This window comes from Burkholderia sp., assembly GCF_018375725.1.
GTDB lineage: Bacteria > Pseudomonadota > Gammaproteobacteria > Burkholderiales > Burkholderiaceae > Burkholderia.
Genome location: NZ_JAHACR010000132.1, coordinates 1 through 10,392, shown reverse-complemented (window position 1 = coordinate 10,392; position 10,392 = coordinate 1). Strand labels below are relative to the sequence as shown.

Genomic DNA, 10,392 nt, shown 5'->3' with positions numbered 1-10,392 from the left:
GTGCTCGTGATCCTGCAGCAGACGCTGTCGGCCGCCGAGCTGAAGGCGTGGGGCTGGCGCATCCCGTTCGTGGTCGGCGCGGCGGCTGCGCTCATTTCGCTGTATCTGCGGAAGTCGCTCGACGAGACATCGACGAGCGAATCGCGCGACAAGAAGGACGCCGGCACGATCCGCGGCGTCTGGCAGCACAAGGGCGCGTTCTTCACGGTGGTCGGCTTTACGGCCGGCGGCTCGCTGATCTTCTATACGTTCACGACCTACATGCAGAAATACCTCGTGAACACGGCGGGCATGCACGCAAAGACCGCCAGCAACGTGATGACGGTCGCGCTGTTCGTGTACATGCTGCTGCAGCCGGTGTTCGGCGCGCTGTCCGACAGGATCGGCCGCCGCCAGTCGATGATCCTGTTCGGCGTGTGCTCGGTGATCGGCACGGTGCCGCTGATGCACGCGCTGAAGGACGTGACGAGCCCGGTCATGGCGTTCGTGCTGATCACGGTCGCGCTCGCGATCGTCAGCTTCTATACGTCGATCAGCGGGCTCATCAAGGCGGAGATGTTTCCGCCCGAAGTGCGCGCGATGGGCGTCGGGCTGTCGTACGCGGTTGCGAATGCGATTTTCGGCGGCTCGGCCGAATATGTTGCGCTCTGGTTCAAGTCGATCGGCAGCGAGGAGACGTTCTACTGGTACGTGACCGTACTGTGCGCGGTCTCTCTGCTCGTGTCGTACAAGATGCGTGACCCGAGCAAGGAAGGGTATCTGCGCCTCGAGCCGTAATCGGCGGTGTCTCGCATTGATGTGAATCGAAGGATGGCGTTCCGTGGACAGGCGGGACGCCATTTTTTTTGCAGCCGGGCGACTGCGTTTCGATGGATAGGCCGATCACGCGAGGCGCGATAACGATATCGAAATCGATTCGTTGCCGATCGCGGGCGATCCCCGTAATCTGAACCCGTAGTTCGTGTGACACCTTCTTGACTGGGATTCGCGCCCGCTCCTGCAGCGGGCGTTTTTTTGCCCGCGACGCCTCGCGAGTCGCGCGATGCAGCGACCGGCGTTGAGGCGCGTCACGCACGCGGCCGCTGCGGATTCCCGTGTCCAGATCGCGCCGTCATCATGAATTCCGCCTGATCCGTGTTGTCATGCGGCACACCGTCCGGTCAGGCCCAGACAGCGACGACGGTCCTGTCAGGATGCCGAATAATGCGCATTGAATACCGCGCGCAACGTCGACTTGTCGCTGGCGAAATCGCCCCACAGCGGGCCGTCGGTTTGCGTGAGTGCAAACGGCGCGGTGTTGATCGACGCAAGGCGGAAGCGCCATTGTGCGGCTTCCTGCCTGAACGCGGTCTGTTGCATGTCGGACAGGGCCGTTTGTGCATTCGCGAGCGTGACGAGCGGATCGACCGGCTGGTCGGCCACCCGGATCTCGAAATGCAGGTGCGGCCCGGTTGCGGCGCCCGTCATACCGACCGAGCCGATTCGTTCGCCCTGACGAACCGCATTGCCGACCTTCAGGCCATGCGCGAACGCGGACAGATGCGCGTAATAGGTCGAATAGCCGTCCGCATGATCGACGATGACGTACTTGCCATAGCCGCCCGGATCGGTGCCGACGAATGACACGACGCCATTGGCGGCGGCATCGACGCGCGTGCCGGCGGGAGCGGCGAGATCGACGCCGGTATGGAACGCCATCGCCTGCGACAGCGGGTGGATGCGCTCTCCGAAGAACGAGCTGATGCGCGTCCACTTGACGGGCATCGTGAGGGCCGCCGCCTCGAGCGGCGAGCCATCGAGCGCGTAGTACGCGCCCTTGTCCGCGCCGGGCGGCTTGAACCAGATCGCGCCGAACGTGCGGCCCGCGACGCGCAACTCGAGCGCGGTGAGGCGCGGCGCACCGTCGTTCGCATCGAACGCGAGACGGTAGTAGTCGCCATGCTGCGCACTCGCGCGCATCGGCACCTTGCCGGTCACGAGATCGCCGAACTGAATGCGAACCTCGGGCGGCAGATCGAGCCGGTTCAGCGTATCGGATAGCGTGAGCTCGATATTGCCCGCGCGCAGGCCGTGATCGGGCTCGGGCGTGCCGAGCGTGAACAGGTTCGTGTAGCCGAGCATGTCATTGCGATGCGCACTGAACGGCGCGAACAGGCCCGGTCGCGTATTGGGCTCGCCGATCGTCTGCATGAGCTCGCGCGTGACGAAATGCTGTGCGCTGGGAAACGGCGTATCCGACAGCACGCGCTGCGGCAGCGCGGCTGCGTTCGTGTCGGCGATATCGGGCAATTGCGATACCGCCGGCAGTGCGGCGGCGAGCCCGAGCGCCGCCAGTGCGCCCAGCACGGCGGCGGGCAACAACGTGCGCATGATTGGCCGGGCGCGGGCAGGGCGCGGTGCGGAAACTTCAGGGTGTACGGCAGACTTGACCAAGGGCGTCCACATCCAGGAAATGGTTCGAAAGAATGGGTGTGGGCAAGGACGCTGGCCGGACGCGTGTCGAGTGGCGACGGTGCAGAGACAGCGGGCGTGCAACAAAACAGGTCCCGCGCGGGACCCGTGTCGTTGCCGTTCGGCCCAACGGCACAGGCGGCAGCCTGCTCCGAACGGCGGCGCGTAAGCCGGGTCGGAACCCGGTTATCACGAAGACGCAAAAGAAAAATGACAGCGTCAGTCTACCGATGTTCCGCAGATTGGTAAAAATTTTAAACAGGGTCGGGCGACTTGTTTCGCAGAGCGGAAAAATGAAATAAATCAGGGACTTTTTACGTTATCCCAATTGGGATCCGGTCGTTTTTTCACGCGGATCGCAACGCGGCGGGTGCGTGCTGCGCATCGAAACCGGCGTCGTGCATCGCCTCCGCGTGACTTGATAAATGGCTGCGCAGACGCGTCGTCTCGATCGTCGATTCAGCGACCGCGGAGCCGCCGGATGCCGGCGAATCGAAGCGAGCGCAGGATCAGCGCGTGCCCGGCAGGCCGAATTGCTGCCAGTCGTAGCGCATGCCGAGTTCGATACGCACGGCCGCCTCGGCGAGATCGACGCTTTGCCGGTCGGCATGGCGCGCGGCCCGTTCGATCAGGGTTTCGAGCGGCGGATGCGCCGCATCGCTCTTCCACGCAAACGCGATGATGTTGTTCGCGCTGGCTTCGGCCGGCGCAATGGCGACGGATGAACCGAATGCGGCGCGAAACCCGGACAGATAGCAGCCGAGATTGGGATCGTCGGTCAGGAAATTCGCCGCGAACACGCCGTGCTCGCGCAGCCGGTCGCGGCAGTGCTGGTAGAAAGCAGGGCTCCCGAGCGCGGCCGGCAGACCGCCCGCGTCGAATCCGTCCACCAGCAGGACATCGAACTGATACGCCGCGTCGGACACGAATCGTGCGCCGTCGATGCAGCGCACGCTCAGCCGGGCATCGTCGGGCGGGATGTGAAACTGCTCGCGCAGCGCGATGACATCGCGGTTGATTTCCGCGACGGTCATGCGCGTATCCGGCAGATGCCTGTAGCAATACTTGACGAGCGAGCCGCCGCCGAGCCCGATCATCCCGATATGCGACGGCGCTTCCTGAAACAACAGGAAACCCATCATCGTTCGGGTGTAGCCGAGCGCCAGGGCATCGGGAGCGTGGCGGAACATGCAGCTCTGCAGATCCTGATCGTCGAAGCTCAGCGATACGAGCCCATCCATTTCTTCGACGATCGGCACGGTGGTGGAAATGGCGCGGTGCCCGGCAGCGAGCGCCGGGGATTCTTGATCGGCAGACAGCATGAGGATGGTTTCGAGCGGGCCGCGCAGACAATGCATCGCATCGCTCCGGCGCGCCCTTGTCAGGTCATTCGGCGCTTTTGCGCACCCGGCTGCCGAGCGTGCTCTTCGTCTTGTAGGTGACGCCGTGCTGCGCGAGATACTCGCGAATCAGCTGCCGCACGACCTGGGATGGCGTCAGATCCTGCGCGGCGCAGAGCATGTCGAACGCTTCCTTCTTGGCGGGGTCGATCAGGACGGTCAATCGTGCAGTCTTCGTTTCCATTGCGGGAAAGGGCCGGGCAAATATGTTAATCAAATTATAATGCAGCGCTCGATGCGCAACGTGATTTCATCGGATCGGCGATCCGCCGATCCGGCCGTGCGTCAGCGATCCGACCGACGGAAATACGCGAGCATGTCGTCGATCACCGGCACGATCGCCAGCGAAATGAGCACCGCGGCGAGCGGCACGGTCGAGACGTAGCCGACATGCTTGAAGCCTGCCGCGCCGGTCACGCCGCCCATGAAGAACGAAACCAGCATCGTTGCGTGAATTTTCAGCTTGGCACGGTTGGCGATCACCGCCTGAGTGTCCGCGCCGACCCGCGGCGAATTCCAGTAAAAGAGCTTGCCCATCTCGATGCCGAGATCCGTGACGATTCCCGTCATGTGCGTGGTGCGAATCTCGGCGCCGGACAGTTTCGTGATCGTCGCGTTCTGCAAGCCCATGATGAAGCAGAGCAGGATCACCGTGACCGGTACGAAAAAGGCCTCCCACAGCGCGAGATGGCTGCCGAGCAATCCGAACGTCAGGAGCAGCGCGGCCTCGACCAGCAAAGGAAGCACGTACTGGCTGTGGAGGCCGCGCCTGCGTCCCCAGTTGACGAGCACCGCGGAGCAGCCGGCCCCGATGATGAACGAACCCAGCGAACCGATGCCCGCGAGCACCAGCTGAATATCGCCCAGCGCCAGCTGATCGGCGATCGCCGACACGACGCCGCTCATGTGGGACGTGTATTGCCTGACCGCCAGGAATCCGCCGGCGTTGATCGCGCCGGCGATGAACGCGAGCGAAAACCCGAGTTGACGGTTTGCGCTTTCACTGCGGTCCTTCCCCGCCATACTTCGGAAGTAATGCGCCGGCATCGGATGTCGTTCGTTGAGTTGCCGGACTGGCGGCAACGGGATCGTCGGCGTGGCGCCGGCATGTTCGCTTGATGATAACCGCATTATCATACGCTGTTAACTGCGCCGCGCTTTCGATGCAATAATGCGCGTTCGGCGTGCCGACGCCCCGTTCGCACGCGACGCATCTCCACCACCTACTTTTGACCGCAACCGCGGCATCGCCGATGGGCCCTGGCCCGTCGGCCGATTCGTCTGCCGGTCGTGGCTACACCAGTCAAGCATGAAGAGCTTTCTCGTTGCCGCCGCTTTCGTCCTGATCATCGGAAGCATGATTTCGGCGTTGTATTTCATGAATCACGACCGTGGCACCACCAAGCGCATGGTGTGGTCGCTCGCGGCTCGCGTCGGGCTGTCGATCACATTGTTCCTGAGCCTGCTGGCTGCTTACTGGTTCGGCTGGATCGAGCCGACCGGCCTGCCGATCGGGCGATAGGGCCGGTACAAGCCCGCAGTTGGCGTGAGCGTGGCACCGGTGCGTCGCGCGCCGCGCCGGATGACCCGGCGCGGATCGTCATGCGCGCAGCGTGATGAATGGTTGGGGCGGCTGCGGTGACGACGTGTCGGCTGATTCGCCGGCCTCGGTCTGGTGACGGGTCCGTGAAGACATCGGCGGACGGACGACGAGGACGGGGATATCGCTGTGCGTCAGGACTTTCTGCGTTTCGCTGCCGATCAGCAACCCGCGCATGCCGCTTCGCCCATGAGACGCCATCACCACGAGATCGCACTGTCGCTGCGTGGCGGTGTCGATGATCGCTTCGTAGGGATGGTCGCGGGTGACCGCCACCGTTTCGCATTCGACGCCGGCTTCCCCGGCCTGTCGCGCGACTGCCGCGAGCCAGGTTTCCGCGTTTTGCGCGGCTATTTCGGCGAATCGCGCCTGGGTGTCGGAGAGCATCTCCGTGTCGTAGGTAATCACGTGAAATGGCGGCATGACATGGAGCGCCGTGAGCCTGGCCTTGTTTTCCCTGGCAAGCTTGACCGCCATCTGGATGGCGGCATCGGAGAGGGCCGATCCGTCGGTCGGCACCAGCAGATGCGTGAACATGGCTTCCTCCCGGCATCGAAGCCCGATTGCGTCGTCCGGCTCGACGTCCGTCGTCTGCGCCGGGACGGCTGATTTCAGTATAGTGAGCCGGGTCACGGTACGGCAGGCTGCGTCTCGGGTGGCAACCAGAAGTTGCTGGCGTGACGCGTTTTCGTCTGTCCGGTTGTCGATGAAATGACTATGCTTGACCGATATTTGACCGGACAGGAGACGACACCGTGACATTCAGCGTGATTCCCGCAGGCCTCGCCGATGAAATGATCGACCTTCGGCACCGTATCCACGCACACCCCGAATTGGGCTTTGAGGAGTTCGCAACGAGCGACCTCGTGGCCGAGCGGCTTCAGGCCTGGGGTTACACGGTGCATCGCGGGCTCGGCGGCACGGGTGTCGTCGCGCAGATGCAGGTCGGCGACGGCGGCAAGCGTCTTGGCCTGCGCGCCGACATGGACGCGCTGCCGATCCACGAGACGACCGGCCTTCCGTACCAGAGCACGATTCCGGGCAAGATGCATGCGTGCGGTCACGACGGTCATACGGCGATGCTGCTCGCCGCGGCGAAGCACCTCGCGCGCGAACGGCGCTTCTCCGGCACGCTGAACCTGATCTTCCAGCCGGCCGAAGAAGGGCTCGGCGGCGCGAAGAAAATGCTCGACGAGGGCCTGTTCGAGCAGTTCCCGTGCGATGCGGTATTCGCGATGCACAACATGCCGGGCTTCCCCGCCGGAAAGCTCGGCTTCCTGCCGGGGCCGTTCATGGCGTCGTCGGATACGGTGATCGTCGAGGTGCAGGGACGCGGCGGTCACGGCGCGGTGCCGCACAAGGCGATCGATCCGGTCGTCGTCTGTGCGCAGATCGTGATCGCCTTGCAGACGATCGTGTCGCGCAACGTGTCGCCGCTCGACATGGCGATCATCACGGTCGGCGCGATCCACGCGGGCGAGGCGCCGAATGTCATCCCCGACCGTGCGCAGATGCGCCTGTCGGTGCGTGCGCTGAAGCCCGAGGTGCGCGACCTGCTCGAGACCCGCATCCAGGAAGTCGTGCATGCGCAGGCGGCCGTGTTCGGTGCGACGGCAACGATCGATTACCAGCGCCGCTATCCGGTGCTCGTCAACGACGACCGGATGACGGCGTTCGCGCGTGGCATCGCGCGTGAATGGGTCGGCGACGCGAACCTGATCGCTGACATGCGGCCGCTGACCGGCAGCGAGGATTTCGCGTTCCTGCTGGAACAACGGCCGGGCTGCTACCTGATCATCGGGAACGGCGACGGGGAAGGCGGCTGCATGGTGCACAACCCCGGCTACGACTTCAACGACGCGGTCCTGGCGACGGGCGCGTCGTACTGGGTGAAGCTCGCCGAAGGTTTTCTCGTCTGAGGTGCCGGGCGGCGCGATGCTCCGCCGCCTTGTCCCGTCCGCGGTCAGAACAACGCGCCGTCGAACAGCGCCGCCGCCGCAAGCGGAGCGGACGGCCAATACATATGCATGTAGCTCGCGACGATCGGTCCGGCCCGATAGACGGCTTCGCCCTGTGCGCCACCGTCCGGGCGGCCTGCCGTTGCGGCGGGCGATAACGGCGTGTCGAGCCGCGAATAGTGGAACGTATGGCCGCGCATCGTCCCGGCGCGCGTATCGAGCTGCTGCATTCCCAATCCCGCGAACCGCCGCTGCATCGTCGCGCGGACAGGCAACAGCCCGAGCATGGGCGTCGTCGTGCCGTCGACGCCGGTCAGCGACTCGCACAGATACAGCATGCCCCCGCACTCGGCGACGATCGGCTTGCCTGTCGCCGCATGCGCGCGGATCGCGTGCGCGCTTTGCCGGTTCGCGGCGAGCGCCTCGGCATGCAGTTCCGGATAGCCGCCCGGCAGATAGAGTGCGTCGCAGCCATCCGGCAACGGTTCGTCGGCAAGCGGGGAAAAGAACGTCAATCGTGCGCCGAGCGTTTCGAGTAATGCGAGATTCGCCGGGTAAATGAACGAGAACGCTGCGTCTCGCGCGATGGCGATCCGTTTGTCCGCAAGCGTGCGGGGCAGCGGCTCGGCGGCCGGCGCCGCCATAAACATTACCGCGGGCGGCAATTCGGCGAGCGACGTGGTCGCGAGCGCATCGGCGGCGCGGTCCAGCCGCGCGTCGAGGTCGGCAATATCGTCCGGCTGATGCAGGCCGAGATGACGCTCGGGCAGCGCCATGCCGGCGTCGGCCGGCAGATGCCCGAGCCAGCGCAGGTCGTCCGGCAACGCCTGTTGCAGCAACGCCGCATGGCGTGCCGATCCGACCCGGTTCGCGAGCACGCCATGAAACGGCACGTCCGCGCGAAACCGGGCGAGGCCGAAGGCAATGGCCGCGAACGTCTGCGCCATCGACTTCGCGGAAATCACCGCGGCGACCGGCACGCCGAAGGCCGCCGCGAGATCGGCGCTGCTCGGCGTGCCGTCGAACAATCCCATGACGCCTTCGATCAGAATCAGGTCGGCTTCCCGCGCGGCATCGGCGAGCAGTGTGCGGCAGCCCGCCTCGCCGACCATGCCGAGATCGAGGACATGCACGTTCGCGCCGCTCGCGCGCGCCAGCAGCATCGGATCGAGAAAATCCGGGCCGGCCTTGAAGACGCGCACGCGGCGCCCGAGCCGCCGGTGCAGGCGGGCAAGGCCGGCCGTGACCGAGGTCTTGCCCTGGCCGGACGCGGGCGCGCTGATAAACAGCGCGGGACAGGCGGGCATCGGTCAGAACTCCACGCCGCGTTGCGCCTTGATGCCCTGTTCCTTGTACGGATGCTTGACGAGCCGCATCTCGGTCACGAGATCGGCGGCATCGATCAGCGCGTCGGGCGCATGGCGGCCGGTCACGGCGACGTGCAGCGAAGCCGGGCGTGAGGCGAGCGTCGCGAGCACTTCGTCGAGCGGCAGGTAGGCGTACTTCAGCACGGTGTTGAGCTCGTCGAGGATCACCATCTGGTAATCGCCGCTTTCGATCATCCGGCGCGCCTCGTCCCAGCCCTTGCGCGCGGTCGCGATATCGGCATCGCGGTTCTGCGTGTTCCACGTGTAGCCGTCGCCCATCGTGACGAAATCGCAGTTCGCGACCGAGCCGAGGAAGTCGCGTTCGGACGTATGCAGCGCGCCCTTGATGAACTGCACGACGCCGAGCCGCATGCCGTGCCCGAGCACGCGCACCGCCATGCCGAATGCGGCGGTGCTCTTGCCCTTGCCGTTGCCCGTATGGACGATCAGCAAGCCCTTTTCGTTGACGGCAGCGGCCTGTTTTTTCTCATGACCGGCGCGGCGGCGTTCGGTCATCCGCTGATGGGCGTCGGGATCGGTTTTCATAGGCGAGAGTCCTGTCGAAAGAAGGAAGTCAGAGCGGGCCGGCGAGCGCGACCGTCACGCCGTCCAGTGCGAATTTCGGGCCGAGCAGACGGCCGTGCGGCGCGGCGAGCTGCGCACACGGCTCCGCGACGCCCGCGATGCCAAAGCGGGCAAGGGCGGCCGCGGACGGTGCGCTGACGGAAAGTGCGGGCCGGGCCGCGAGTTGCGCCGCGCCGAAGGCGACGAGCGGCCAGCCGTATTGCGCACACAGCGCCGTCAGCGCCGCTGCTCGCGATTTCTCGTCGAGCGTCGCGACGACGGCAGGCTGCGCCGACGGATAATGGCCGAGTGCCGCGCGGATCGCGGCTTCGAACTGCGCGACCGTGACGTCCGCGCGAAAGCCGAGGCCGACGGCGACGCGCATCATGCACGTTCCGCAATCGGTGTCGTGCCGAGCGCGACGCGCACGGCGGGATCGGCGGCGAGCGCCGCAACGCGGCCGATCACGACGATCGCAGGCGACCCGATGCCGGTCGCGCCGACCCGCTCGATCAACGTGTCGAGCGTCGCCAGCACGGCGCGTTGCGTCGGGCGGGTGGCGGCCTCGATCGCCGCGCACGGCATGTCGGACGGCACACCGCCGGCGCGCAGCGCGGCAACGATCGCGTCGAGGCGGCGGATCCCCATGTAGATCACGAGCGTCATCCGGGTCGCGGCGAGCGCGCGCCAGTCCGGCTCGTCGTCTCCCGCGCCGTGGCCGGTGACGAAGATCACGCCTTGCGCGTCGCCGCGGTGCGTGACCGGAATCCCCAGCGCCGCAGGCGCGGCAATGCCGGCCGTGATGCCGTTGACGACCTCGACCGGGAAGCCTGCCGCGCCGAGTGCGATCAGTTCCTCGCCGCCGCGTCCGAACACGAACGGGTCGCCGCCTTTCAGGCGGGCGACGCTGCGGCCCGCGCGCAGGTGCGCGAGCATCGCGGCGATGATCGTTTCCTGCGGCGTCGATGCATGGCCACCGCGCTTGCCGACGTATTCGATCGTGGCATCGGCTCGAGCGAAAACCAGCACGTCGGGGTTCACGAGATCGTCGA

General features: G+C 65.7%; 12 protein-coding genes. 3 read left to right on the top strand and 9 right to left on the bottom strand.

Translation table 11 applies throughout. From position 1 onward, the window contains the following. On the top strand, positions 1-777 hold a 777-nt coding region (locus tag KH616_RS14920; protein ID WP_292247413.1), incomplete at its 5' end, for an MFS transporter. A 411-nt stretch (positions 778-1,188) separates the two neighbouring features. Here the strand turns inward: KH616_RS14920 and KH616_RS14915 are convergent. From KH616_RS14915 to KH616_RS14900, 4 genes are all read right to left on the bottom strand, one after another. After that, entirely contained in the window at positions 1,189-2,433 is a 1,245-nt protein-coding gene (locus KH616_RS14915) for a M23 family metallopeptidase (RefSeq protein ID WP_292247418.1), read from the bottom strand. Between the two features lie 527 nt (positions 2,434-2,960). Then, a complete protein-coding gene (locus tag KH616_RS14910; protein ID WP_292247416.1) occupies positions 2,961-3,692 on the bottom strand; it encodes a spermidine synthase in 732 nt (243 codons plus the stop codon). Positions 3,693-3,837: 145 nt separating this feature from the next. Continuing rightward, positions 3,838-4,035 (bottom strand): ribbon-helix-helix protein, CopG family, encoded by a 198-nt coding sequence (locus KH616_RS14905; protein WP_292247410.1) that lies wholly within the window; start codon positions 4,033-4,035, stop codon positions 3,838-3,840. 101 nt (positions 4,036-4,136) lie between these two features. Then, on the bottom strand, positions 4,137-4,898 hold the full coding sequence (locus tag KH616_RS14900; protein ID WP_292247408.1) for a YoaK family protein: 762 nt from the start codon (positions 4,896-4,898) through the stop codon (positions 4,137-4,139). A gap of 262 nt (positions 4,899-5,160) precedes the next feature. On the opposite strand from KH616_RS14900, the gene KH616_RS14895 reads away from it, so the two are divergent. Beyond that, the gene (locus KH616_RS14895) at positions 5,161-5,373 is read left to right on the top strand and encodes a twin transmembrane helix small protein (protein ID WP_292247405.1); all 213 of its coding nucleotides are present in this window, start codon (positions 5,161-5,163) and stop codon (positions 5,371-5,373) included. A 78-nt stretch (positions 5,374-5,451) separates the two neighbouring features. Here KH616_RS14895 and KH616_RS14890 read toward each other — a convergent pair whose 3' ends face one another. Next, positions 5,452-5,988 carry a universal stress protein gene (locus KH616_RS14890; protein WP_292247402.1) on the bottom strand — a complete coding sequence of 179 codons (537 nt, stop codon included), beginning with the start codon at positions 5,986-5,988 and terminating at the stop codon, positions 5,452-5,454. Positions 5,989-6,206: 218 nt separating this feature from the next. Here KH616_RS14890 and KH616_RS14885 point away from each other — a divergent pair, with 218 nt between their 5' ends. After that, the gene (locus tag KH616_RS14885; RefSeq protein WP_292247400.1) at positions 6,207-7,370 is read left to right on the top strand and encodes a M20 aminoacylase family protein; all 1,164 of its coding nucleotides are present in this window, start codon (positions 6,207-6,209) and stop codon (positions 7,368-7,370) included. Positions 7,371-7,414: 44 nt separating this feature from the next. On the opposite strand, the gene KH616_RS14880 is transcribed toward KH616_RS14885, so the two are convergent. The 4 genes from KH616_RS14880 to cobA form a co-directional block, all read right to left on the bottom strand. After that, a complete protein-coding gene (locus KH616_RS14880) occupies positions 7,415-8,716 on the bottom strand; it encodes a cobyrinate a,c-diamide synthase (protein WP_292247397.1) in 1,302 nt (433 codons plus the stop codon). A gap of 3 nt (positions 8,717-8,719) precedes the next feature. Beyond that, a complete protein-coding gene (gene cobO / locus KH616_RS14875) occupies positions 8,720-9,322 on the bottom strand; it encodes a cob(I)yrinic acid a,c-diamide adenosyltransferase (RefSeq protein ID WP_292247395.1) in 603 nt (200 codons plus the stop codon). Between the two features lie 28 nt (positions 9,323-9,350). Next, positions 9,351-9,728, bottom strand: a complete 378-nt coding sequence (locus KH616_RS14870) for a cobalamin biosynthesis protein (protein WP_292247392.1) — start codon at positions 9,726-9,728, stop codon at positions 9,351-9,353. Further along, positions 9,725-10,392: uroporphyrinogen-III C-methyltransferase (cobA, locus tag KH616_RS14865; protein ID WP_292247389.1), on the bottom strand; the 668-nt coding region annotated here is incomplete at its 5' end. The genes cobA and KH616_RS14870, both read right to left, overlap by 4 nt.

Excerpts from the sequence above, each read along its gene's own strand:
- KH616_RS14905 (WP_292247410.1), bottom strand. The coding sequence starts at position 4,035 with ATGGAAACGAAGACTGCACGATTGACCGTCCTGATCGACCCCGCCAAG.
- KH616_RS14900 (WP_292247408.1), bottom strand. The coding sequence starts at position 4,898 with ATGCCGGCGCATTACTTCCGAAGTATGGCGGGGAAGGACCGCAGTGAA.
- KH616_RS14870 (WP_292247392.1), bottom strand. The coding sequence starts at position 9,728 with ATGATGCGCGTCGCCGTCGGCCTCGGCTTTCGCGCGGACGTCACGGTC.
- KH616_RS14910 (WP_292247416.1), bottom strand. The coding sequence starts at position 3,692 with ATGGATGGGCTCGTATCGCTGAGCTTCGACGATCAGGATCTGCAGAGC.
- KH616_RS14890 (WP_292247402.1), bottom strand. The coding sequence starts at position 5,988 with ATGTTCACGCATCTGCTGGTGCCGACCGACGGATCGGCCCTCTCCGAT.
- KH616_RS14895 (WP_292247405.1), top strand. The coding sequence starts at position 5,161 with ATGAAGAGCTTTCTCGTTGCCGCCGCTTTCGTCCTGATCATCGGAAGC.
- cobO (WP_292247395.1), bottom strand. The coding sequence starts at position 9,322 with ATGAAAACCGATCCCGACGCCCATCAGCGGATGACCGAACGCCGCCGC.
- KH616_RS14880 (WP_292247397.1), bottom strand. The coding sequence starts at position 8,716 with ATGCCCGCCTGTCCCGCGCTGTTTATCAGCGCGCCCGCGTCCGGCCAG.